Genomic DNA, 24,978 nt, shown 5'->3' with positions numbered 1-24,978 from the left:
AGGCACACAGATGCCAGAGGGGGTAAATCATTTAAAAAGAGGGGTAAAATCGTAAATTATCACAGGGGGCAATAATTACCCCCTGTGATCAAAGTGAGTATGGTGGCGGATAAAGGGGCATTACACCTCTTCCTGGCCTTCCGTGATGTTAAAGTCGCTGTTAAACGAGTGCCGGTATTTTTTGACATAGCTGGAGGGGTTCATGCCAAACAATTTCACGAACTGTTCACGAAAATATTTAATATCTCCTATGCCTACCTGCATGGCCGCCTGGGTAATGGAGTAGTTTTCTTTGAGCAGGAGCACTGCCGCTTTCCGGAGCCGGATAGACCGGATAAAGGAGTTGATGGTTTGTCCGGAGATGGATTTTACTTTCTTGTATAAACTGGAGTGGCTCATCCCTATTTCCAGGGTGAACTTTTTAATGGAAAAGGTCTCGTCTTCCAGGTTGGCTTCTATGATCTCGTTACAGCGTTTCAGGAAGTCCTGGTATTCCGCCGGCACCCGGATATTGGTGTTTTTGAGGGTAATCCGGTCAAAAAAGTACTGCTGCAGCAGGTTCCTGTTCCTGATAATGTTATTGACCTTCGCCATCAGGATATCATTGTCAAACGGCTTGGTGATGTAATCATCGGCCCCGCTTTCCAGTCCCCGGAGGCGGGTATCTGCTGCGGAAGAACCGGTCAGCAGGATCACGGGGATATGGCTGATGGTGTCTGTCTGTTTGATCTTCACGCATAATGCCACCCCGTCCATGCCCTCCATCTGGATGTCGCTGATCACGAGGTCGGGCATATAGCGTTCCACTGCGGAAAAGCCACTGACGCCGTTATCGGCTTCATACACCACAAACTTGTCTTTGAACAGCTGCCGGAGGTACTGCCTGATTTCAGCATGATCATCGATCAACAGGATGGATTTCTTTTCAGTGATAGTAGTGGCTGGAAGCTCTGCATCCATGGCGGGAGCATCCTGAGGCCCAAGGTCCACCTCCGCACTGAGTTCTTTCAGGAAGGCCGATTTATGTCCGCTGTTTTCCAGTAACGGGGTCCCGGCAAAATGGGCGCTTCCTTTTTTCAGCGAAAGCCGGAAAGCGGTACCTTCCTTTACCCTGCTTTCGTAGCGGATACTTCCATGATGTTTTTCAACAAAGTGTTTTACGAGGTAGAGGCCGATCCCAAATCCCGTTTGTAATGATTCTTTACGGTCCTGTGCCTGCCGGAACTTTTCAAAGATCCGGTCGCCTGCTTCGCTTTCAATGCCGCAGCCGCTGTCTTTGATCACGATGGTCACCGTGTCTGCGTCTTCGTTTACCTCAAATATAATGGTGCCATTGTCGGGGGTAAATTTAAAAGCGTTTGACAGCAGGTTGAAAATGGCAATTTCCAGTTTCTCGCTGTCTCCGTATATCCCGATCGCCGGTGAAGTAGCCCGGAAGTCATATTGAATATTTTTAGTTTTTGCCTGCTGGGAGAAACAGAGATATACCTCCTGGCACAGGTTTACTATGTCCAGGGGGGCGATCTTCAGCTGGTCGCCTCCCTGGTCGGCCTTGCGGAACAGCAGGAGCTGATCGACCAGGCTAAGCAGCCGTCTGGCGTTGCGGTACACGATTCCCAGGTCCCGGTCGTTTTTATGCAGCAACTCCTTCAGCGGATTGATGATGAGCGTGAGGGGCGTGCGGAACTCATGGGAGATATTGGTAAAGAAAGACAGTTTCTTCTCATTGAGTTCTTTTTCTTTCTCCTTTTCCAGGTGTGCCAGTTTGATGTCATATTTCAGCCGCTCTTCGCGGGCTTTGTACCGGGTATACAGGTAAATAGCCGCCAGCGTAACGCTGATGTACAACAGCCAGGCCCACCGTGTGCGGTACCAGGGAGGCAATACGATCAGGGAGACCGTGCGTATTTCCGGGCTCCAGAACCCGTCGGCATTGCTGGCCTTTATCTCGAACGTGTAATGTCCTTCCTGCAGGTGCGTATAGTTGGCCGTCCTGGTTTGACCTACATAGTTCCAGTTGTTGTCCCATCCCCGCAGCCTGTAGGCATAACTGATTTTATCGGGCAGCGTATATTCCAGCGCCACAAAATCGAAAGCGATAGTGGCTTTATCGTAGGGCACGGTCATTTCCTGCACCTCTCCTTCCGGTGTTCTGCCGGATACGTAGTTGTCCAGCTCCGTCACCGGCGTATTGTTGATGTTGATGCTGGTTAACCATACCGGCGGGATGCCGGTGGTCGCATACACGCTATCGGGATAAAAGATATTAAAGCCTTTGATACCGCCGAAGGCAAACTCGCCGGAACGCAATGCCAGTGCCGCATTAAAGCCAAACTGATTGCTTTGTAAACCGTCGGATGCGGAGAAATTGCGAAACGTTTTCTTCTGCGGGTCAAATTTGGAAAGGCCGTTGAAAGTGCTGATCCAGATATTGCCGCTGTTGTCTTCCAGCATCCGGAGAATGGAATTGCTGGGCAGGCCTTCTGTCATCGTATACCGGGTATAGGCGCCGGTTTGCCGGTTAAAATGAAGTAAGCCGCCTCCGTCGGTGCCCACCCAGAAATTACCTTTTTTATCATGGTAGACAGATCGCACGGTATAACCGATATCAAAACGGCGGTGACGCCGGTGATCTTTATCTATCCGGATGAGCGCCGTATAACTGCCTCCCCATAGCTGGCCTTCGCGGTCTTCCGCCAGGCACTGTATGTTGACCAGGCTGCTGTCGAAAAGGCCGAAGCGGTTTTCGCGGGGATCAAAACGATACAGGGTGCCATTATTCGTGGTGCTGGCCCAAAGTTGTTGTTGCCGGTCTTCATACACCAGCCATACATTGTTTTCTGCCGTACGGGTATATGGATTAAAACACACGTAGTGCTCAAATTTCCCGGTGGCGGTACGGTAACGGTTAACGCCGCCAAACCAGGTAGAGATCCATAAGTCACGGTGCACATCATGAATAATGGACGTAATAAAGTTACTGCTGATGCCCTCCGGCCGATGTGCATCATAATGAAAAGAAGTAAGGACGCCGGTTTCCCGGTTCCAGCGTTTCAGTCCTCCTCCATCGGTGCCGATCCAGATATTTTTTTCATCTTCTTCACAAAAAGAAAAAATAAAATTATCGATGGCCCTGGCGTCGGGGCTGCGGTTCAGTACATTCAGCTCAAACGGGTTACGCCTGGGTTCCAGGATATTAATACCGCCGCGCAAGGTACCTATCCATTTGCGGCCTTCCCGGTCTTCATAAATGGAATAAACGGCATTACTGCTTAGCTGCGTCCTGCTGCCCGGAGCAGTAAACGAACGTGCCGGAACATCCGTACCTGTCACCAGGTAAAGGCCGTTTCCATCGGAAGCGCACCAGGTGGTCCCTGCTTTGTCGGTGTATATATGAACGATCTTGCTGTTTTCGGGCAAGACGTTACCGGAAAATTTGTTGGTGGCGGCGATATACCGGAACACGCCGGTATCCGTTCCCAGCAACAGGTTGCCTGCCTTATCGAGGTTAAGGCAGTTGGCCTGCGGGATCTCCGCAGAAATAACCGATAAAGTTTGCTGACCGCTTTCATATCTGCACAGGCCAATATCCTGCACAAATATCCAGGCGGATGTTCCGGTAAACCGGATACCGGTCACCTCGTAGTCGGTGATGGTTTTTCCTTTTTGATGTATAGCCATCTGCCGGCCATTGTAAAGGCTGTTGTCGAAGACAAGCAGGCCGTTCTTTTCCGTACCCACCAGGACGAGTCCCTTTTCATCCGTCTTGATAATATGTATATTTTCATTGACCTTTCGAAGCGCACGGCTATTCACCGGCCTGTATACCGGCATAGCGAATTTTTCGCTGGCAGGATTAAACACGCTCACCCCCCGCCGGCCGCCTACCCACAGCTGGTGATGGCTGTCATCCGCTATGGTGTAAACGCCATTATCCGCCAGGGAGGTGCTGTCACCTATTTTGTTTCTGTAAATTTTAAACCTGTAACCATCATACCGGTTCAGGCCATCGTAGGTACCTATCCACATAAAGCCTTTGTGGTCCTGATATACCGAGGTAACGGCATTGTTGGATAATCCGTCTTCTATACCGAGATAGCGTATAGGATAACCGAGAGCAAACGTGGTGGTAGCGATCACCGTCAGCCAGAAAATAAAACAACATATCCTCACAACGTGCATAGGCTTGTATTAGCAGCCATAAATCTATTGAAAAAGATAAAACGTTGATGTTGTTTATTTTTCTGCCGGTCATTTATTTTTTCAGGCATTCCGCTATTCATGAAAGCTGTGGGAGTAACAGGCTGAGTAAGCTTGTTGAACGGAGAGGAAAATAAAAAAGGTCGCATTTAACATGCGACCTTTTCATTCATTGATAATCTGTGACCGCGTCAGGATTCAAACCTGAAACCTTCTGATCCGTAGTCAGATGCTCTATTCAGTTGAGCTACGCAGCCATTTCCCGTTTCGGGATTGCAAAGATAAACATTTTATTTTATCTTAACAAATTATTTTTCAACCCTTTACATCTGCTACTTTTTAACAGTATGTTTCTATTGAGCTAAAAAAAACTGCAAAACATGCTGCAGCTTTTTTCATTTTGTGACCGCGTCAGGATTCAAACCTGAAACCTTCTGATTCGTAGTCAGATGCTCTATTCAGTTGAGCTACGCAGCCATTTCCCCGTTTGGGATTGCAAATGTAGGATTAGTTTTTATTTAAACAAATTTTTTTAAAAATATTTTTTGAGACACTACCGTCAACCACTATACGCAGTCGATGCATGGCCTGCTAAAACATGCTCCCACAAAGCAATTACCGCGACGGCTATTTATCAACCGGATAAGGTCCATCCGTAAAAACAGTGCTATGATAACCTTTAGAGCCGACCACCTGCGCCAGCGGACTGAAGACATCGCGCTCTTCTTTCAGCGCCGCCAGCGCCTGTCCGAAATCGTATGCCGGCCGCCAGCCCAGCGCCTTTCGCGCTTTTGAATTATCATAGACACGGTCCATCACCGGCTGCATCTTCCAATGCAGGCGGTCGTACACTTCCTCGAAACCGGGAAAATAACGGCGCACCACCGCCGTCGCATCCTGTTGCAGCGCCTGCATATCCGCTGTAACAAATGGTGTGGTGGCACTGATCACATAACGGTCGAACCCGATGATGGCCGCTTTCTCCGCGGCCGCCAGATGCGCAGACACCACGTCTGCCAGGTCTACCCTGCCAAACAACAGTTCATTTACTTTCAGGTTCAGGTCTGCATACGCCGCCCGTTTTTCGCGGTCATCGTCTATCTCCGGAAAGAACCGTGAAGTGCGCAGCACCACACAGGGCAGCCCGCGCTTGCGGTAAAACAGCCGGCAGAGATCTTCCGCAGCCACCTTGGTGATACCATAAATATTTTTTGGCGCCGGCGGCAGCTCCGGTGTCACCCATACCGCCGGTCCGCCCGGCGCCGGTTCCATCGCCTCCCCGAACACACTGGTGGTGCTGGTAAACACAAAACGCTCTACGCCGGCCGCCACAGCCGCTTCCAGCAACGTCAGCGTTCCTGTGATATTTGTGTCAACGAACTGCTGCACGGAATGAGTGACCACATGCGGCTTGTGTAAAGTAGCTGCGTGGAACACCACCGCTACGTCCTTCATACATTCCCTGATAAAATCTGCATCGGTAATGGAACCGACAGCCGACGTAAAAGCACCGGCCACCCTGTCCACACCGATCACTTCATAATGCAACTCCTGCAGCCTGCGCACCAACGCTTCGCCCAGATGCCCGGAACTACCGGTAACTAAAACACGCATATCATTTTGAAATTTTATTATTTTGAAATTTTGTTATTGCTCTATGCTTTATCCGTTAAAGGTAGTAATGATAGCCGGCAACGGGTATTGATTTACGACGTAAAAATGGTGATCTTTGCGGTATGGCTTATACGATCAGCGGAGACGCCTATAAAGAGATTGCAGCCCGGAGGTTTTCCGGCGACCGTCGCTTCGATCAGTTCGAGCACAACACCACCGCCATACCACACGTACGGCACCAGGTGTCGCATGCCTTTAACCAGGACTTCGGGATCATACAGTTCAAAGCTGATTTCGGACAGGACATCAAAGTGCAAAAAGTAAAAGATGTTCCGCATGTCAGCCTTCACTTCCAGCTGAAAGGCAGCTCCTGCGCCGATTTTAAAGGCCTTGTTCCACAACCGCTGCAGGCCGGGGAATTTAACCTGTACGCGTCCGACAATTTCCAGTCGGACCTGCACTTCAAAGCACAACAGGGATTCGAATATCTTGCCATCACTTTCCGGCAGTCTTTTCTGCAGAACGTGCTGGCGCAGTTTTCCACCCCGACGCCGGAAGTCGCCCGGAAGCTGTCTGCCGGCGCCACCTTCACACTCTCCCCTTCCGCCATGCGGATTTCACCGGAAATACAGCTCGCTTTACGTTCGTTGTTACACCCGCCGGTATCCGATAACTTATTGCCGGTATACCGTCACAGCAAAATAACAGAAATCATCACCCTGCTGTTTTCCGAGGTTTACCCGGAGCCCCGCCCGGTATGGCAGCAGGAGATGCAGGACATCTATCACTATATCCTGGAGCACTTCCTTCAGCTTCAATCCCTGGCTGATGTGGCCCGGCATTTTCCCCTGACGGAACACCAGATCAAACAGCAACTGCGCCTGCAGTACAACACCTCCTTTTATGAACTGGTACAGGAACGCAAAATGGCCCATGCCATGCAGCTGTTTCAGCAGACAGACATGCACGTCAACGAGGTAGCCTGGCTGACCGGCTACGGCAACGCCAGCAATTTTATCCATGCTTTCAAGCGGAGGTTTGGCATCACGCCGGGACAAGTCCGGAACCGCTAGTAGAACCGCGGTTTTCCGGCGTCATGATCTTACAAAAAAACAAAGATGGATTTTCCGGCATCCGGATACACCCCAATGGTGTGACGCAGAAAAAAGTCATTCTGAAGAAAAAACATCTTCCCAAAGCGGATGCAGAACAATACGAAGAAGCTATGGACAAAACATTCTACGACTATAACGGTTGTTAGCGGGGAACCGCTTCCCCCTGGTACGGGAGCGCCGCAGTTCCGCCTACTTTCCTGAAAGTTAGATTGATCCGCGCTTTCATGGGTTTGGCAGATTTGGCGATGCGGTGCTCCCAGTATTTTTGCAGGTCGCCTTTCATTAATAACAGCGATCCATGTTCCAGTTTGATGGTATAACGACGGCGGTGATTGTCTTTGCTGCGGAAATCGAAATTACGCTCCTCTCCCAGGCTCACAGAAGCAATTTCTGTTTTTAATCCCGGTACAGTGTCCTTGTCCGAATGCCAGGCCACCGAATCATTGTTATCCCGGTAGTAGTTCAATAAAACACCATCGAACGATATGCCTGTATGCGCTTCTACTTTCGCTTTTAAAGCCAGCAGTTCCGGTGGCCAGGGCAATACCGCGCGCTGGTCCCCGCTCCGGATAGGCTCACTTCCAAACCAGGCCGACAGCCGCGGCGTCAGCACTTCCTTCTCATACATGATCACTTTGCTTTGCTGCCAGGGAACGGCACTCAGCAGTTGCTGCAGTAACTGATCACTTTCTTCCCTGCCCAGAAAAGACGGGTAGTACTCTAACAGGTCTTCCGGCAGCATCAGCGGGCTATCTTCAAATAATTTCAGTTGCATGATTCTCTATTTAAAATTTCTGCCTTTCGGGAATAGTTCCGCCTGTATCATTTTAGGCGCGGTCTTTTTAGCGACAGGCGGCGTACTGTCGCTGTAAGGCACATTCATCAGGTGCTCTTCATCGGTGGGCAATGACAGCTGGTTCAGCAGCGCATTGCAGTTATAACACTTCTGAATGATGACATGCGTCACACTCCCTTCCCGCTGCAATTTTCCTTCCACCATCAGCAAGCGGGACGAAACGATTTCCTTCCGGAAACGATCAAATATTTTCTCAAAAGCGACCAGGTTGGCGCTGCCTGTTTCATCTTCTATCGTGATAAAACAGATACCGCTGGCCGTTCCCGGCCGCTGCCGCACCAGTACCAGTCCGGCTACTCTCAGCAGGGTGCCATCAGGCCACTGATCCAGCTCCCGGACGGACAAGACACTGCGTTTAAACAGTTGCTGCCGTACAAAGCTCACCGGGTGGGCTTTGAGCGACAAAGCCATGGTGGCATAGTCCTGCACCACATGTTCGGAAGGCGTCATCAAAGGCAGCGTTACCGGCGCTTCGCTGGCGCTCTCTGACGCCTGCCCTTCAAAAAGCGCATGTGGCCGGTCTGCCAGGGCCGACACTTCCCATAATGCCCGGCGACGGTCCATACCCATAGACCGGAAAGCGTCTGCATCTGCCAGCCGCTCCAAAGCGCTCAGGCCGACACCGGCATCCATCATGGAATGGATATTTTTATATGGCGCTGTACGCCCTGTTATCAGCCGCTCCATCTCTTCCTGCCCCAGCCCTTTTATCTGGCGGAAGCCCAGCCGCAACGCACGGTACTTACCGGCATGTTCTTCCAGCGTATTGTCCCAGTTGGAATGGTTCACATCCACCGGACGAACGATGACCCCATGTTTGCGGGCATCGGACACCAGCTGCGACGGGGCATAAAAACCCATGGGCTGACTGTTAAGCAATGCACAGGCGAATACGTCCGGGTAATAACATTTGATCCAGCAGGAAACATACACCAGCAACGCGAAGCTGGCGGCGTGGCTTTCAGGGAAACCATAGGAGCCGAAGCCTTCCAGCTGCTTGAAGATGCGCTCGGCAAAGGCACGGTCATAGCCCTTCTTCACCATACCCGTCACCAGTTTCTCATGCCACTTCGAAATCTGTCCGTGTGCCTTGAAGGTGGCCATACTGCGACGAAGACCATCTGCCTCCGCAGCGGTAAAATTCGCTGCCACCATGGCTATCTCCATAGCCTGCTCCTGGAACAAAGGCACGCCTTTGGTACGTTTAAGAATCGCTCTTAGTTCCTCTGAAGGATAATCTTCCGGCTCTTCGCCATTGCGCCTGCGCAAATACGGATGCACCATGTCGCCCTGGATAGGGCCGGGCCTTACAATAGCGACTTCGATTACCAAGTCATAAAAGTTGCGGGGCTTTAACCTGGGCAGCATCGACATCTGCGCCCGGCTCTCGATCTGGAACACGCCGATGGTATCTGCTTTACAGATCATATCATAAACAGCATCATCTTCTTCAGGAATAGTTGCCAGCGTGTAATGCTCGTCATAATGTTGCCGCAGCAGATCAAATGCTTTACGGATGCAGGTCAGCATCCCCAGCGCCAGCACATCCACTTTGAGGAACCCCAGCGCTTCGATGTCGTCCTTGTTCCATTCAATATTGGTCCGCCCTTCCATCCTGGCATTGAGGATAGGGCAAAGATCGGACAACTGATGCTGTGTGATCACGAAACCACCTGTATGCTGACCGAGTTGCCGCGGAAAGCCGATGTACTGTTCCGTGAGTTCCAGCACTTTTATCAACAACGGATCTTTCGCGCTAAACCCTTCACTGGAAACGGTTTCGCCCGCCTTCCATTCTTCCCTGAATTCATACCCTGATTTCGCCAGGTGATCTACCGCATCCATCGACAAGCCCATGGCTTTCCCTACGTCACGCACTGCGCCTTTCCAATGCACCTGTGTCACCGTAGCCACGATGCCGGCCCTGTCACGCCCGTATTTTGAATAGACATACTGGATCACTTCTTCCCGGCGTTCGTGCTCAAAGTCCACGTCAATATCAGGCGCTTCATCCCTGGCGTCTGACATGAAACGGGCAAACAGGAGATTCACCGTTTGCGGATTAATGGAAGTAATCCCCAAACAATAACATACCACGGAATTGGCCGCAGAGCCGCGTCCCTGGCATAATATCTCCTGGCTCCGGGCGAAGCGCACCAGGTCGTATACCGTCAGGAAATAAGCCGCGTAATTTTTCCGGGCCATAAAAGAAAGTTCTTCCCGGATGGTGTTCTCCACTTTTTCCGGGATACCATCGGGGAACCGCTCATGAGCGCCCCGCCAGGTCAGCATTTCCAGCTCTTCCTGTGGCGTACGGCCTTCTGTGGTGATCTCTTCCGGGTATACATACTCCAGGCTGTCCAGCGAAAACCGGCAGGCATCCGCTATTTCCTGTGCACGCGCCAGGGCGGCAGGATAACGCCGGAACAAACGCTGCATTTCCGCGACCGGTTTCAGGTAACGTTCCGCGTTCTGGTATAACCGAAAGCCTGCGTTGTGGATCGTGCATTTCTCCCGCACGCAGGTCACAATGTCCTGCAGCTCCCGCCGTTCCGGGTGATGGTAATACACGTCATTCGTGGCCACCATCCCGATATGCAGCTCTTCGCATAACTGTGCAATGCGGTACAGTTTTTTACCATCATCACCGCGGTAAGACCAGCATGCCGCCATGTATAGCTCCGATCTGAAATACCGGCGGTACTCCCTCGCTGCTTTTTTAAAATCCGTATCGAAGTCAAACTCCCCGTTCAGCGCCGCCGGCGGTATCATCACGAATTTGATACCGGCCGCATATTGATAGACATCTCTTTTATACAGTTCACATTTACCTTTCTCCGTACGGAGGTTACCGGTAGAAAGCAGGGCCGACAGGCGGCCATACGCGGCCCTGTCCGTCGGATAAGCCAGTAATGGCGGACCATCCTGCAGGTCCAGCCGGCAGGCGGGGATAATACGGATATCTTTTCCTCTCGCCGCGGCATGCGCCCGCACGATACCGGCCAGCGTATTATGGTCAGTAACAGCAATAGCCTTGTAGCCCAGGCTGGCCGCCTGTTCCACCAGTTCCTCCGGGTGCGATGCGCCCCGTAAAAAGCTGAAGTTCGTTGTGATTTGCAATTCCGTATATCCCATACCGTTACTGTTCACGCAAAGTATCCGTGAATAAACCATTCCGGCTTATGTTCCCCATAATGCCCGGAGCGAAACAACCAATACCTGCCTCCTTCCTCATCTTCCACCTGGTAATAATCTCTTTGTAAGCCTTTCTCGATCCACCATTCCCGTTCAATCCTTTCCGGCCCGTCGGCCCTGACCACCTTATGTATTTTCCCTTTATGGATAAAGAGCATGGGCGGATAATCCGGGATCGGGGCAGACACCTCGATGCGCACCGGCGCGCCCAGCAGGCTTACCGGTCTTACCAGGTGTTCGGGCCAGGGTGTTGCCGCCGCTTCCTGTATATCGCTGGCAGTGCGCACCGAACGCTCCGGCCAGTGGTGCTCTTCCGGCAGGTACCGGTGGATGGCCGCAGCACCGATACGGCTCTCCAGGCGGTCCAGCAATTTGGTCACCGCATCCTTTTTGCCGCAGGTGTCCAGGTCCCACAACCGTTCCTGTTGGGTCGTCAAGCCCTCTACTACCGGCGCTTCCAGCACGAACAGTTCAATGCCCAGGTCCGGTTCGATGGTATCGATCTTTAATTCAAAAAGCCGGAACAGGTGCTCCAGGTTACGCACGGGACTGTTGGTGCCGATCTCCACCAGCTGTTGCCCGCCATCGGTGCGATAGCAGACGAGCCTTGCTTTGCGGAGTCCTTTCTCTTCCTGTTGCAACCGCTGACAAATGGTTTCCAGCAGCCTGCGGATGGCCAGTTCAATACCGGGCGCCGTCCGGATCGGATCGAGGCAGGGAAGCCGCTCCACATAAGGTTCCGGCGGCTGTACCGGTACCAGCAGTTCGGGTAAGGTGCCCAGCACTTTGCCGATCCGCTCCAGCACCTGCTGACCGAAGCGCCGCCGCAGTACTGCTGGCGGCATGTCCATAAACATCCCTGTTTGTGTAAACCCCAGCTTGCGCAAACGCTCTGTCACCAATGGTTCCAGCCGGAGGGCTTCCGGCGGCAGGTCACGCATCGCCGCAGCCTGGCCTCCCGGAGCAATCACCGGATGGGTGGTCCCGTAACGGGCCACCGCCCACGCGGCGGCCATAGTATCGGCAATCGCTGCACGCACATGATAGCCGCCCGCCTGCAGGCGGGTGACAATATTTTCAAAGTAACCTTCTTCCCCGCCCCATAAGTGCGTACAGCCGCTGATGTCCAGCACCAGCCCATCCGGCCCGTCCACGCCGGCAACCGGCGTAAAGCGGTAACACCATATGGCCAGGGATTCCAGCAGCTTATCCTGCGAAGGGTCCTCATCATAAAATAACAGGTCCGGATATACGGCCCTGGCATCCGCCAGCACCGTACCCGGCAGTATGCCCAGCGCGCCGGCTTCCCGGCTGACGGCACGGATGATGACCCGCCCCCTTTCCGGCGCCACCAGCACAAAAGGCTGCTGACGGAGCCCCGGGAAACGAAGCGCCAGCCGGTCAGCCGCCAGATGGCGAAACCACACTGCCATATAACGTTTCATACGATTAACCCGCTTTGATATAAACATTTTCTTCCCCGGTCTTTTCTGTATAGCCATGCTGAAACTGCTGCCCATCCCATGTTATCTGCCAGCTGCCCGGCTTGCCGTTGCGGACTTTCAGCAACGCTACCTGCCATTGCGGGTAACCTACGCCCGGTAAATCATCTTCCATCAAACTGGCCATGGGCGAGATCATCCAGCGGGTGGTACACACGGTGTTCTCCACACTCCGCGGCCGGTGCCGGTGCAACAGGCAGGGCACCCCGCTTTTTTCTATCGCCAGTTGCAGCCGGCGCAGCGCAATGGGATGAATATCCGGGACCTCTCCCACCACCGCCGCCAGCGCATTACATTTCAGACACTCTTCCACCACCCAGAGCAACTCTTTCTCCGATACCAGGTCAATAAAAATGATCCTGTCCGGCACCACGCAAAAAGCCTTCAGGCCGGGCGGAAACAGCGTCCGGTGGGCGCCCACCCATACAGCCATCTCCGGCCCTTTCATTAAACGGCTCAGCAGTCCGGCCATAAATCCCAGCGTGGCTGCCGCCGTTTCACTGGTATGACTGATAAATTCATGGGTGCCCCTGAAAGGAAAACAATCCCCCGGAAATGCCCTGTTCAACGGGCCGAGGTCGGGATGCTCATTGGAATGGGATGAATACACAGTACTCCCTGAAGAAAGAATTTCCCCTCTCAGCCTGGCGATCACCTCATTTCTTTCAGCTGACTGTTTCATATTTCAAAAAGTTGACTTATATTTGGCATTAATAATGCCAATACCACGGCAGTAATAATGCCAAAAAAATATGAAAGAACAAAATAATTTTTGGGCGCATAACCTGAAATTTCTCCGCAACCGGAAAAAAATGACACAGGACGACCTCGCCGCCGCCCTGCAGTTTACCCGCACCAAGCTGAAAGCGCTGGAAACCGGCGCCACCCGCAATCCGCCGCTGGAAGACCAGGTGCTGATCTCTGATTTTTTTAAGGTAGACATTGACACGTTCGTACGGCTCGACCTGTCCCAGCTGGGAGAACTGCACCTGCGGGAACTGGAAGCCGGCGACATGAGTTACGTAACCGGGAAAAAAATGCGGGTATTGGCCACCACCATCACCCCGGACAATAAAGAACAGGTGGAGATGGTTTCCCACAGCGTACAGGCCGGGTATACCGCCGGTTATGCGGACCCTGATTATATTTCCAGCCTGCCGGTATTTCATATGCCGCAGCTGCCGGCCGACCGTAAATTCAGAATGTTCCCCGTGAAGGGCGAGTCCATGCTGCCTGTGCCGGAAGGGGCTTATGTGATCGTGGAATATATACAGGACTGGTCCACCCTCAAAGACGGCACGCCCTGCGTGGTGATCACCAAAAATGAAGGCATCGTTTTTAAAATAGTATATAACCGGATCCAACAGCACGGGCAACTGCATCTTGTTTCCCTGAACCCCTTATTCAAACCTTATGATCTTCCGGTAAGCGAAGTGCTGGAAATGTGGAAATACAACAGCTACTGGACAAACACGGAGTTGTCGCCACAGGCTGATATGGAAGCCATTTTACAGGCGCTGGGAAAACTGGACACAAAAGTAGACCTGTTACTCCGCGAAGAATAATTGACTTAAAGGCAGCCTAGCTGCCTTTCTGCTTCCAGTCCCTCGGCGATTTTCCGAAATGTTTTTTAAACTCGCGGCTGAAATATTTAGGATCACTGTACCCTACCTTATAGGCGACCTCACTGATATTGTATTCGGCACTATCCAGGTACAGGGTCGCTTTTTTCATGCGTATGGCCCTGATAAAATCATTTACGGTAAGCCCTGTCAGCATATGCAGTTTTTTATACAAAACCGGACGGCTGATCGCCAGCTTCCGCGAAATGGTATCTACATTAAAAGCCGGTTCATCCATGTTCTCTTCAATCACCGCTATCACCTTTAACAGGAACGGATCTTCGATGACGGCGGCCGCTTCGTCCGGCTCCTGACCATCGCCATCCGGCTGCCCCGCTGATGGGAAAGCCAGTTGCTTCACCAGGCGTTGGTGGATTTTTTCACGCAGGCTCAACAGGTTACTGATATGTAATGTCAATACCTGTATACTGAAAGGTTTGGTAAGATATACATCGGCTCCCTTCTGCAACCCGCTTAACTGCTGGGAAGACGACGACATTGCCGTCAGCAGGATGACCGGTATATGATTGGTCCGTTCGTCACTTTTGAGCTGGCTGCATAATGTATAACCATCCATACCGGGCATCATTACATCGCTGACAATGATATCAGGGATCAGTTCCACCGCTGTCTTCCACCCTTCCGAACCATTTGTGCCGGTAACAACATGATAATCTCTCTCCAGCACTTCACGATTAAACGCCAGAATTTCTTCATTGTCTTCTATCAGCAGAATCGTATATTTTTTCTGAGCAGTGCCCGGCTTTGTATTATCCGGCATCATCAACAAATCTTCCTGCTGCCGGGCAGCAGGCGGTGTATTAGCCTTGTTCCCGCCGCCAGCGGCCGGTTTGGCCATCCTTACCGTAGCATTGAAATGGACGTTACCCTTTCGCAAAGTAACTGTAAAGACCGTTGTATTTCCCTCGTCAGTGCGGGTACTGTCTACCGCAATAGTTCCTCCGTGCAACTCAATAATGCTTTTGGCCAGCGCCAGGCCTATACCATATCCTTTATTGTCGCTGCCATCATCATCTTCCTGGAAATAGTTTGTAAATAATTTAGGCAGATTTTCAGGAGCTACTCCCCTGCCATTGTCTTTTATGGTAATGACAACCGCCCGCTCCTCCTCCTCAACGGCGGTCTCTATCCTGCCGCCTGATGGCGTAAACTTACAGGCATTATAAAACAGGTTATAGAACACTTTCTCCAGTTGGATCCTGTCGAAATATAACCAGACCGGGACATCCGGGCTATTAAACCCATACTGGATGTTCATCGACAGAATCTGGTCTTCAAAGGCATAGAAGACCTCTCGCAGAAAAGAGACAATATCTTGTTCTGCCACCTGCAATGGCAGGTTGCCTGATTCAGCTTTTCTGAAATCCATCAGTTCCGTCAGCAGGTGCAACAGGCTTTCCGAGTTTTTCCTGATGATCTTTAATTGCCTGGAGTTTTCATAATCTTCCCGGTTGATTAACAACAATCTTTCTGCAGGCCCGATGATCAACGAGAGCCTTGACCGCATTTCATGGGAGATATTCGTAAAAAAATCCAGCTTTAACTGCGTGAGCTCATGGTCCCGCCGGATCAATGACCGCAACACAAAAAAGCGTACAACAAAAAACACAACGGCTGCCGCAAAAAGAACATATAACCCGTAAGCCCAGATCGTTTTCCAGATGGGCGGCAACACGGTGATGCGTAATTGCGCCGGCTTCCCCCAAACACCATCATTATTGGTACCCTTCGCAAAAAAAGTATAGCTGCCCGGCGGCAGGTTCATATAGGTGGCGGCAGGATTGGATGTATAGTTCCAGTCGCTGTCAAATCCTTCCAGCTTAAAGGCATAGTTGTTCTTTTCCGGTTGTACATAATTCAGAGAAGCAAATTCCAGTGTAAACACATTTTGCAGATGGGTGAAACGAATAGCGCTGGTAAGACTTATCTCCTTTTCCAACAGCCCGTCCGACTGCCCGATCGTTACCGGATGATCAAACAGTTTCACGCCTGTCAGGAAAGTAACCGGGGCAAACGGGTTTTCCCTGATGTCGTCCGGCCGGAAAAAGGTAAGTCCTTTATATCCTCCGAATAACATCTCTCCTGAACTGCTATTATAACAGGAATTGATATTAAAAATATTACCGGCCAGCCCATCGCTTTTATTGTAGTTTTTAAAGCTCCTGTTCTTTACGTCCAGCTTGGACAACCCGTTGCCGGTACTAATCCACAGGTTGTTATGTTTATCTTCCAGGATGGCGGTGACGTTATCGTCCGGCAGTCCGTTTTCCTTCGTATAAATGGTAAACTTCTTTGTTCCCCCGGGTGTATACAGCGCCAGTCCGCCAAAGGCACAGCCAATCCATATGTTTCCGTTCCTGTCTTCATGAATACAATTGATATTATTCTTCGGCAGGTCTTCCTTCGTCGAAAACCGGTATACAGTGTCGCTGTTATGCCGCATCAGCAAAAGGTCTCCGGAGGTGCCTACCCAGAGATCCCCATTGGCTGACTGCAGGACCGACTTTACGGACCTGGCGCTCACTGCCCGCACAAGCCGGTTATCAGGCAACAGGTGTAAGGCCGTACCCGTTCTTTTAAACGCCCGTAAACCGGTTTGCATGCCTACCCAGAATATGCCCTCGCGGCTTTCCAGCATCGTCAGTATCTCAGCGGTGCGGACGGTGGGATCGTTTTCCCTGTAAAAATAACGCGTGAAATTTCCGGCTGCAGGATTGTACAGGTTAAGCCCCCGCCATGCGTTCCGATCCAGATATGCCCATCCCTGTCCCGGTAAATCACTTTCACCAGGTCAGAGCCGAGTGACGCTTCCTCTTGCGGATGATGCCGAAACCAGGTGATCCTGCCGGTGGCCCTGTTAATATAATTCAGTCCACTTCCCTCCGTGCCTGCCCACAGGTTCCCCGCTGCGTCTTCCGAGAGCGCACTTACCACACTATTGTTGATCCCCTCGCCGTAAGTACTGCTTTTATAAACGTGAAAAGGGGTATTGTCTGCCGAAACGCTGTTCACCCCGCCCCAATAAGTACCAATCCATACAGTGGCGCAGCTGTCCATAAAAATGCTGTATACCGAATTATGGCTCAGGGTCTGGATATTATCGGGGTAGGACTGGTAATTATCAAACCGGCCGCTTGCCGGATCATAAACACTGATGCCTCCCTGCGTGCCTATCCACAACATTCCGCGGGCATCCATCTTAATGTCGCGGATATTATTGTTCACCAGCCCATTGGGCCCGCCGGCCCGGTAATGTTTAAAACTATCTGACCGGCGATCATAAAGATTGACCCCGCCCTGCTGGGTGCCTACCCACAGGCGGCCGGCTTTGTCTTCAAAGATCACGGTAACGTAGTTATCGCTTAACCCGGATTCGTTGCGGCCATCATGCCGGAAACAGCGGAAACGCCACTTCCCGTTTTCGGGCGTCATCTGTGTAAGTCCACAGGAAGACCCGATCCAGTAGGTGCCCTGATGGTCCTGAAAAATAGTGCGGATATTGTTATTGACCGACAGCCCTGCGACAGAATCAGGGATGCTGACCGGGTTAAAACGACCACTTTCCCTATCGTCCAGCCGGAACAACCCTTCCGAAGACCACACCCAAAGCGTATGCTGCCTGTCTTCATAAATACAGCTGATGCTCAGGAAGCCTTCTCCCTGCTTTTTTCCAAGCGGCACCGGATCGAGGCGGTCCATCACCGGATCATACCTGTTCAGGCCATTACGGGTGCCCACCCACAGCACCTTGTGCGAGTCTACCAGTAAACGGGTGATATAGTTTTCCGGGACATCGTTGCCGGGAGCGTCCTGGCTTTTATAAATTTTAAACCGGCGCGTATCAAACCGGTCCAGCCCATTTTGTGTCCCGAACCACAGGAACCCATTCCCATCCTGTGCAATACTCAATACCGCTCCGGGCGCCAACCCCTCTTCCGAAGTTAGCCTGTTGAACAACAGGCCCTGACTACACAGGCGCAGGGAACAAAATAATAAGAGTGCCAGGAAACCGTTTTTCAGCATAGCCGAAACAAATGTGCTTTATTAAAATAGTTCGCTCAACATTATTTGCAGGATGGGGATGTCATCATATCAATTGCAGGATAGCAAAAAAATACTGATTTTCATCCCTTTCTTCACAGAATTTACAATTTTACCCCATCTTTTTTCTGATTTTACCCCATACCCGGACATAACAGAAGATACCTTGCTGTCAGTAAATTCCAAACACATACGTTATGTTTCCACGATTAATGATGCTGAGTATCCTGTTACTCCCGCTATGGGTATGGGCACAAAACAGGAAGGTGACCGGAACGGTCCTTGACGAAAACGGCCAGCCGATCCAGAGTATCAGTGTCCAGGTAAAGGGAAGGCCCGGGGGCACCCTCACCGGTAAGTCCGGCAGCTTCGAAGTAGAAGCCGGCGACCATGAAACGCTTGTCTTTACTGCCGTCAATTATGTTACAAAGGAAGTACCCCTTGCCGGCGCTGGTCTGCCGTTAAAAGTAGTATTGGCTTCCAAAGTAACCGCTATCACCGACGTGGTGGTAGTGGGATACGGCACCCAGAAAAAGCGGGACCTGACCGGCTCCATTGCTTCTGTCTCCACCAGGGATTTTAAAGAGCAGCCCGTAGTAAATGTGCAACAGATCCTCCAGGGCAGGGCTGCCGGCGTTCAGGTGATGTCCAATGCAGGCGCTCCGGGAGGAGCAGTATCGGTACGGATACGGGGAAACAATTCCATCAAAGGCGATAACAACCCATTGTATGTGATTGATGGCTTCGTTGGCGCCGACCCTTCCACGGTGAATCCCGGGGATATAGAAACAATGGACGTGCTGAAAGACGCCTCCTCTACCGCTATCTATGGCAGCCGGGGCGCCAACGGCGTCATTGTCATCACCACCAGGAAAGGGAAGCCCGGTAAAACCAGTATCGAACTGATGGGACAGTTTTCCAGCGCCCGCGTATTAAAGAAAATGGACCTGCTGAACGCCGCTGATTTTGCCGCCACCGCCAATGAAAACGCTATCGCTAACGGTGGATCGCCCATCTTTACGCCGCAGCAGCTCGAGCGTTTCAAAAGCCAGGGGGGCACCGACTGGCAGGACGAAATCTTCAGAACGGCCCCTACTCAGGAGTATCAACTGAGTATTTCCGGCGGGAGTGACAAAACCAGGTATTATACCAGCGGAAACTTTCTGAACCAGCAGGGAATCATCCTTAATTCAGGCCTGAAACGATATTCCGTAAGGGCGGGCCTTAATGCACAGCTGTACAAAAAACTGTCGCTTCACGTAAACGCCTACGCAGTAAGAAATGAAACGCGCAACACCGGCATCGTGGGCAGGGACGCGCCGGTCACCCAGGCTATCGCGTGGGCGCCCACCGTACCAGTACGCGACAGTACAGGGAAATTCACGCTCAACGACCCCATTGGCTCCATTTCCAATAACCCGGTAGCCATTGCTACCGATCAGAACAGTATTACGCATAATTCAACATTTGCCACCATCGCAGGGCTGAAATACGAATTTGTTCCGGGCCTTACCTTCGATGTGTCCGGCGCCGTCAACTACAGCAATATTCAGACGCTGAACTATACAGGGCCTACGGTGACATCCTCCAGACTGGCGAACGCCGGACGCGGCTCAGGTGAAAATATCGGCATCCAAAATACCAATAACCTTACCTACAGTCATTTATTCAACAACACCCATCAACTCACCATAACAGGTGTGTTGGAATATCAGTCGTTCAGCACCAGCGGTTTTAACGCCAATGCCAACAGCCTGACCTTTCCCAACCTCGGCTTCTATAACCTGTCACTGGCGCAGACCTACGGTATCGGTACCAACTATTCCGACTATAAGCTGCTTTCCTACCTCGGAAGAGTCAACTACGATTATAAAGGCCGTTATTACATCACTGCCGGCGTAAGACGGGACGGCTCCTCCAAATTCCAGGGAGGGCACCAGTACAGTACCTTCCCTTCCGTAGGGGTGGCCTGGAAGCTCTCTGAAATGGATTTTATGAAGAATGCCTCCTTTGTTAACAACCTTAAAATCAGGGCAGGGTATGGCGTTACCGGCAACCAGGCCATCAATCCCTACCAGACACTGACTGCCTATCAGAACGTCAACACCACTTTGATCCCCGGCAGCATCACCCCTGGTATCATCCTTGGCAACCCGGGGAACCCGGACCTGAAGTGGGAAACCACCAAGCAGTGGGATATCGGGCTGGACGCAGACCTGTTTGACAACCGCTTGTCGCTCACTGCGGATTATTATAATAAAAACACCAGCAACCTGCTGCTTTCCGTTCCTATCCCCAACTACCTGGGCGGCGGCAGCGTACTGTCCAATGTCGGCAAAGTAAACAACAAAGGAATTGAGCTCTCTTTGTCAGGCGATATTATCCGTCGCAACGCCCTCACTTGGAACAGCGCTTTCAACATCTCCTTTCTCCGTAACAGGGTGGAGTCGCTTTACTCCGACAAAAACATCCCTTCCGGCACCAACGTGGGCGCGGGCCTTTCACCCCAGCCGGAGTTCATGATCATTCCCGGGCAACCGCTTGGCACCTATTGGGGACTTACCTATGAAGGAACCTGGAAACCCGGAGAAAAAGCAGCTGCCGCAGCCTATGGCAATGTGCCCGGAGATGCTAAATACCGGGACCTCGACGGTAACGGGGTTATCGACGGCGGTGATTACCACATTATCGGGCACGGGCTGCCACGGTATTCGTGGGGCTGGAACAATACCTTTACCTGGAAAGGTTTCACGCTGAATGTTTTCGTACAGTCGTTGGGGGGATATGATAAACTGAATTACACCTATGCCGCCGGCATTACCGCCAACTCCGATATGCGGCAGGCCACCATTGCTGACATCAAAAACAGGTATATCCCCGGGGTCAACGAAACTTCAGATATTCCCGCATTCAGCAAAACCAATAAGAACTATATGGTCAGCACCCGGTTCCTGGAAGACGGCACCTTCATCCGGTTTAAGAACATCAGCCTTAGCTATCAGTTACCCGGGTCGATGGTGAAGCAGGCGAAGATCACGCTGTATGTACGGGCGGTCAATCTCTTTACGATCACGCAGTATAAAGGGCTGGACCCGGAAACCAACAGCGTTGCCACCGGCGCCGGCAGCGACGTTAATCAAAGCATTGACTATGGCTCGTATCCCAATGCAAAAACCATCACAGGAGGCGTAAAAATCGGTTTCTAACTTCAAACTCCGGCACATGAAAAAGATAATATACTGTTTACTGCTTGTATCCGCCATATCAGCCTGTAACAAAGAATTGAATGAAACGCCCAACGGACAGCTTGTTGGCGATGACGCCCTGCGCACCATCGAAGGCCTGCAGACCGCCCTGGCCGGCGCATACCAGCCTTTAAAAAACGGCTATACGTCGGGCTTTGCCACAGCAGCGGTAGATGCCGTACTAATGGGCTCCGACGATCTCACCACCCATTCCGCCAGTAACAAACAGGAACTAAGGGAGATGGACCAGTTTGCCGTTAACTCCACCAACGGCCGTATTAACGTTATCTGGCTCGGATGTTACAAGACCATCCAGAATGCCAATAACATCATCGCCAATTACGAAAAGGCGGGTACTTCCGCCAACATCCGGCAGATTGGCGGTGAAGCTTATTTTTTAAGGGCCTTCTCCTATTTCTGGCTGGTACGGTTATGGGGCAACATCCCGCTGATCACCACATCGAAATACAGCCCGGACCTGCTCTCCATACAAAAGAGCAGCCCCGCGCAGGTGTACGCGCTGATCGAAGCAGACCTGAAAAAAGCAGAAACCCTGATGGGCAATACCAAGCCCGTCGCAGGCAGAGCCAGCGCAGGCACCGCCAAAGCATTGCTTGCGGAAGTATACCTTACCGAAGGAGGATACCCGCTGAAAGATGCCTCCAAATACGCGCTCGCCGCCGCTAAAGCCAAAGAGGTGATCGACGGCAAAGCGGTCTATGGCTTTGACCTGGTACCGGACTTCGGCAGCTTATGGACCGGAACACCTTCCAGCAACAATACCCCGGAAGATGTGTTTGCATTGCAGTTCTGCAACAGCTGCGGCAATCCCAGTACCCTGTATGGAAAATCAAGCATGCCGGGAGATGAAGCAGGATGGGACGATTACTTCTGCGAAGTCACTTTCTTCAACAATTTTCCCGAAGGCAAAAGAAAAGACGTAACGTTTCACACGACATTCAAAACCAGCGCGGGCGACGTCAGCTGGCAAAACGGTCAGACCAAACATCCTTATTACAACAAGTTCAGGGTAAACACCCCCACCCCCGGCTTCCTGACGTCCGGTAGTGATCTTTCCGTGAAACTGTTGCGTTATGCGCAGGTGCTGCTCACCTATGCAGAAGCGCAGGCACGTTCCACCGGGGCGCCGTCTGCAGAAGCCTACAATGCCGTCAACCTCATCCGGAAGCGCGCCGGCCTCGACGATCTGCCGCAGGGCCTTTCCGGCGCAGCATTCGCCAATGCCGTAGCCGACGAACGGGCCTGGGAATTTGCCGGGGAATATACCCGCTGGTTCGATCTGCAGCGTCTCGAACTGGTGGAAACCGCCAACTCCCGTAAAGCGGCAGACGATCTGAAACCACTGAATACAATCACCAAAGCCAGATACTGGTTACCCATTCCTTACAACGACCAGCAGATCAACAATGGCTTGTAATAAATACGACGGCCCTACATCCATTTTCACCTTAAAACCCACAATATGAAAAAGCATACCGCTCTTTTTTTTGCTGCCAGCCTGTGTTTCCTCGCCTGCTCCAAATCGCAGGAACTACAGAAACTGGACGGCCTGAAATCTTCACTGGCCACTGCAACAGCCACCGGCACAGTATATTATGTAGACCCCGATGGTAACGACAGCAACGCCGGCACCAGCGACAGCAACGCATGGAAAACAATCGCTAAGGTCAACACCATGACATTCTCCCCAGGTGATCAGATCCTATTTAAAAGCGGCGGCGTATGGAACGACACCCTGCGTCCCAAAGGCTCAGGAAGCGCGGGCCAGCCCATCATCATCGACAAGTACGGCGGCGAAGCCCGACCGGTTATCAATGGCGGCGGAAAAGTGAACAACTCCAAAACGCTGTTGCTGAACAGGGTATCCTTTTGGGAGGTGAATAACCTCGAAATAACCAACACGGTACCTGCCGGCACTACCTATGCAGCCACCGGAATAATGGTCGATGGCGGAAATGAAGCCACCCCTTCCAGCAACATCACCATAAAAAACTGTTATGTGCACGATGTTAATGCAGCCAAAGATTTCCAGACCAACTTCGTGAAAGGGACCGGCGGCATTATCATTGCCGGCAAAACAGACGACGTGCTGGTTCAAAGCTGCCATATAAAAAACTGTGCTGTAGAAGGTATGCGGACCGTAGGCACGGGGAAAAACATTGTGTTTGACAATAACCTGCTGGAATACATATACGGAGATGGTATCGTGATGGCAGGAGCTACCGGCGGGTGTAAAGTCACGCACAACACCGTGTACAAAGCCTGTATGAACACCAACAGCTACAACTATGCAGGTATATGGACAGTAAAAAGCAAGAATACACTTGTGGCTTACAACGAAGTGTATGGAATGACAGGCGGTGGCGGCAATGACGGGATGGCGTTTGATGCAGACGGATACGACGCCAATTCCCCCACTGATGGTGATATTTTTGAGTACAATTACTCACACGACAACAATGGCGGGTTCATGCTGTTCATGTATAACTCCCACAACATCACTGTACGCTACAACGTAAGCGTAAATGACATAGGCACCACCGGGAAGAAAAAACTTTTTCTTTTTAACGGGAGCACCAATAACAATCACCAGATTTATAACAATGTTTTCTACATCATAAATCCGGGAGGCACTATTTTCCACAGCGCTCCATATGGTACCTATTCCAACAATATCATTTATGCCGCCTCCACCGCCACAGGCCTGACCCTGTGCAGAGGAGACAATGGCCAGTCTATTCCGCTGACAACCCAGTCCAGGTTCTACAACAACGATTTATACCCGGGCAGTGTATTTACCGCATTCAACTGGGGCACTGCTACCCGCAGCAATAATTTTTATGACGATCCCCGTTTTGTAAACCCGGGCACCGGTATTGGTTTCCCCGTAGCCAACGGCTATAATATCGGCGATACTTCCCGTTGCCGTAACGCCGGCATTTTCATCGCCAATAACGGTGGTATAGACTTCGCCGGCAATTCCCTGCCCACCTCCGGCAATCCCGACGTCGGCGCTTTTCAGCACGCCGTAATATCCCAGGCGGGCAGCTCGCTGGCCGATGCCTATGTACGCGACGGCAGTTATGCCGGTACTAACTATGGCGCCGACTCCCTGTTGGTGGTGAAATCGGATGCCACCTCCTATGCACGCAGGTCTTATCTGAAATTCAATTTTAACCAGGTGGGCACAGCCAGCGTAAATGCAGCCAATCTCAGCATCTATTGTGCAGGCACCGGCATGACCAATACCGTGAAGATTTACAGTACTGCCGGTAAAACCTGGGCTGAAAATGCCATCACCTGGAACAATGCGCCGAAAGACACCACCCTCGTGGGCCAGGTAACCGTCAACGCCGCAGGCTGGTATAACATGGACGTTACCAGCGCCGTCAACAGGGAACTGCAGGCCGGCAGTAAAACCGTTTCACTGCTGCTCATGAACACCGGACCGTTTAACTCCAACGGCTATATGACGTTCTACAGCAAAGAAGCGCCTGGCAACAAACCCGTTCTGCAACTGACCTATTAATCTTCCCGGCAGCACAG

Annotated in this window: 14 protein-coding genes and 2 tRNA genes; 6 read left to right on the top strand and 10 right to left on the bottom strand. The window is 51.7% G+C overall.

The genetic code is table 11. The features are described 5' to 3' along the window. Positions 1-120: 120 nt before the first annotated feature. From HF324_RS15855 to HF324_RS15840, 4 genes are all read right to left on the bottom strand, one after another. On the bottom strand, positions 121-4,182 hold the full coding sequence (locus tag HF324_RS15855; protein ID WP_168860246.1) for a hybrid sensor histidine kinase/response regulator: 4,062 nt from the start codon (positions 4,180-4,182) through the stop codon (positions 121-123). Between the two features lie 201 nt (positions 4,183-4,383). After that, positions 4,384-4,457: transfer RNA gene (locus HF324_RS15850), tRNA-Arg, on the bottom strand. Between the two features lie 146 nt (positions 4,458-4,603). Then, a tRNA-Arg gene (locus tag HF324_RS15845) sits at positions 4,604-4,677 on the bottom strand. A gap of 150 nt (positions 4,678-4,827) precedes the next feature. Then, positions 4,828-5,814, bottom strand: coding sequence for an NAD-dependent epimerase/dehydratase family protein (locus HF324_RS15840; protein ID WP_168803405.1), 987 nt, complete (start codon positions 5,812-5,814; stop codon positions 4,828-4,830). A gap of 122 nt (positions 5,815-5,936) precedes the next feature. Here HF324_RS15840 and HF324_RS15835 point away from each other — a divergent pair, with 122 nt between their 5' ends. Continuing rightward, positions 5,937-6,887 (top strand): helix-turn-helix transcriptional regulator, encoded by a 951-nt coding sequence (locus tag HF324_RS15835; protein WP_168803404.1) that lies wholly within the window; start codon positions 5,937-5,939, stop codon positions 6,885-6,887. Positions 6,888-6,910: 23 nt separating this feature from the next. Next, on the top strand, positions 6,911-7,075 hold the full coding sequence (locus tag HF324_RS15830; RefSeq protein ID WP_168803403.1) for a hypothetical protein: 165 nt from the start codon (positions 6,911-6,913) through the stop codon (positions 7,073-7,075). Here HF324_RS15830 and HF324_RS15825 read toward each other — a convergent pair. The 4 genes from HF324_RS15825 to HF324_RS15810 are packed head-to-tail and all read right to left on the bottom strand — an operon-like array spanning position 7,072 to position 13,164. Continuing rightward, entirely contained in the window at positions 7,072-7,704 is a 633-nt protein-coding gene (locus HF324_RS15825; protein ID WP_168860245.1) for an alpha-ketoglutarate-dependent dioxygenase AlkB family protein, read from the bottom strand. The two genes, HF324_RS15830 and HF324_RS15825, sit on opposite strands and share 4 nt — an antisense overlap. A gap of 6 nt (positions 7,705-7,710) precedes the next feature. Continuing rightward, entirely contained in the window at positions 7,711-10,920 is a 3,210-nt protein-coding gene (locus tag HF324_RS15820; protein ID WP_168860244.1) for an error-prone DNA polymerase, read from the bottom strand. A gap of 11 nt (positions 10,921-10,931) precedes the next feature. Next, on the bottom strand, positions 10,932-12,425 hold the full coding sequence (locus HF324_RS15815) for a Y-family DNA polymerase (RefSeq protein WP_168860243.1): 1,494 nt from the start codon (positions 12,423-12,425) through the stop codon (positions 10,932-10,934). 4 nt (positions 12,426-12,429) lie between these two features. Then, positions 12,430-13,164, bottom strand: coding sequence for an ImuA family protein (locus HF324_RS15810; protein ID WP_168860242.1), 735 nt, complete (start codon positions 13,162-13,164; stop codon positions 12,430-12,432). Positions 13,165-13,234: 70 nt separating this feature from the next. On the opposite strand from HF324_RS15810, the gene HF324_RS15805 reads away from it, so the two are divergent. Continuing rightward, a complete protein-coding gene (locus tag HF324_RS15805) occupies positions 13,235-14,047 on the top strand; it encodes an XRE family transcriptional regulator (protein ID WP_168860241.1) in 813 nt (270 codons plus the stop codon). Between the two features lie 16 nt (positions 14,048-14,063). Here the strand turns inward: HF324_RS15805 and HF324_RS15800 are convergent, their stop codons facing one another. Beyond that, complete coding sequence (locus HF324_RS15800) at positions 14,064-16,727, bottom strand: hybrid sensor histidine kinase/response regulator transcription factor (RefSeq protein ID WP_168860240.1); 2,664 nt, start codon at positions 16,725-16,727, stop codon at positions 14,064-14,066. A gap of 38 nt (positions 16,728-16,765) precedes the next feature. Next, complete coding sequence (locus HF324_RS15795; RefSeq protein WP_168860239.1) at positions 16,766-18,148, bottom strand: ligand-binding sensor domain-containing protein; 1,383 nt, start codon at positions 18,146-18,148, stop codon at positions 16,766-16,768. A gap of 215 nt (positions 18,149-18,363) precedes the next feature. Here HF324_RS15795 and HF324_RS15790 point away from each other — a divergent pair, with 215 nt between their 5' ends. From HF324_RS15790 to HF324_RS15780, 3 genes are read left to right on the top strand one after another with little or no spacing between them, the layout of a single operon-like run. Continuing rightward, positions 18,364-21,372, top strand: coding sequence for a SusC/RagA family TonB-linked outer membrane protein (locus tag HF324_RS15790; protein WP_168860238.1), 3,009 nt, complete (start codon positions 18,364-18,366; stop codon positions 21,370-21,372). Positions 21,373-21,388: 16 nt separating this feature from the next. Then, positions 21,389-22,849, top strand: coding sequence for a RagB/SusD family nutrient uptake outer membrane protein (locus tag HF324_RS15785; RefSeq protein ID WP_168803395.1), 1,461 nt, complete (start codon positions 21,389-21,391; stop codon positions 22,847-22,849). Positions 22,850-22,894: 45 nt separating this feature from the next. Then, positions 22,895-24,961, top strand: coding sequence for a CBM96 family carbohydrate-binding protein (locus HF324_RS15780; protein WP_168860237.1), 2,067 nt, complete (start codon positions 22,895-22,897; stop codon positions 24,959-24,961). Positions 24,962-24,978 lie beyond the last annotated feature (17 nt).

Origin of the sequence: Chitinophaga oryzae (assembly GCF_012516375.2) — a bacterium.
Taxonomy (GTDB): domain Bacteria; phylum Bacteroidota; class Bacteroidia; order Chitinophagales; family Chitinophagaceae; genus Chitinophaga; species Chitinophaga oryzae.
This window is presented reverse-complemented; position numbering and strand designations above follow the sequence as displayed.

Bases quoted from the DNA above. Each gene is read 5' to 3' on its own strand.
- HF324_RS15780 (WP_168860237.1), top strand. From the start codon at position 22,895: ATGAAAAAGCATACCGCTCTTTTTTTTGCTGCCAGCCTGTGTTTCCTC.
- HF324_RS15835 (WP_168803404.1), top strand. From the start codon at position 5,937: ATGGCTTATACGATCAGCGGAGACGCCTATAAAGAGATTGCAGCCCGG.
- HF324_RS15800 (WP_168860240.1), bottom strand. From the start codon at position 16,727: ATGCAAACCGGTTTACGGGCGTTTAAAAGAACGGGTACGGCCTTACAC.
- HF324_RS15795 (WP_168860239.1), bottom strand. From the start codon at position 18,148: ATGCTGAAAAACGGTTTCCTGGCACTCTTATTATTTTGTTCCCTGCGC.
- HF324_RS15790 (WP_168860238.1), top strand. From the start codon at position 18,364: ATGTTTCCACGATTAATGATGCTGAGTATCCTGTTACTCCCGCTATGG.
- HF324_RS15815 (WP_168860243.1), bottom strand. From the start codon at position 12,425: ATGAAACGTTATATGGCAGTGTGGTTTCGCCATCTGGCGGCTGACCGG.
- HF324_RS15840 (WP_168803405.1), bottom strand. From the start codon at position 5,814: ATGCGTGTTTTAGTTACCGGTAGTTCCGGGCATCTGGGCGAAGCGTTG.
- HF324_RS15825 (WP_168860245.1), bottom strand. From the start codon at position 7,704: ATGCAACTGAAATTATTTGAAGATAGCCCGCTGATGCTGCCGGAAGAC.
- HF324_RS15805 (WP_168860241.1), top strand. From the start codon at position 13,235: ATGAAAGAACAAAATAATTTTTGGGCGCATAACCTGAAATTTCTCCGC.
- HF324_RS15810 (WP_168860242.1), bottom strand. From the start codon at position 13,164: ATGAAACAGTCAGCTGAAAGAAATGAGGTGATCGCCAGGCTGAGAGGG.
- HF324_RS15820 (WP_168860244.1), bottom strand. From the start codon at position 10,920: ATGGGATATACGGAATTGCAAATCACAACGAACTTCAGCTTTTTACGG.
- HF324_RS15855 (WP_168860246.1), bottom strand. From the start codon at position 4,182: ATGCACGTTGTGAGGATATGTTGTTTTATTTTCTGGCTGACGGTGATC.
- HF324_RS15785 (WP_168803395.1), top strand. From the start codon at position 21,389: ATGAAAAAGATAATATACTGTTTACTGCTTGTATCCGCCATATCAGCC.
- HF324_RS15830 (WP_168803403.1), top strand. From the start codon at position 6,911: ATGATCTTACAAAAAAACAAAGATGGATTTTCCGGCATCCGGATACAC.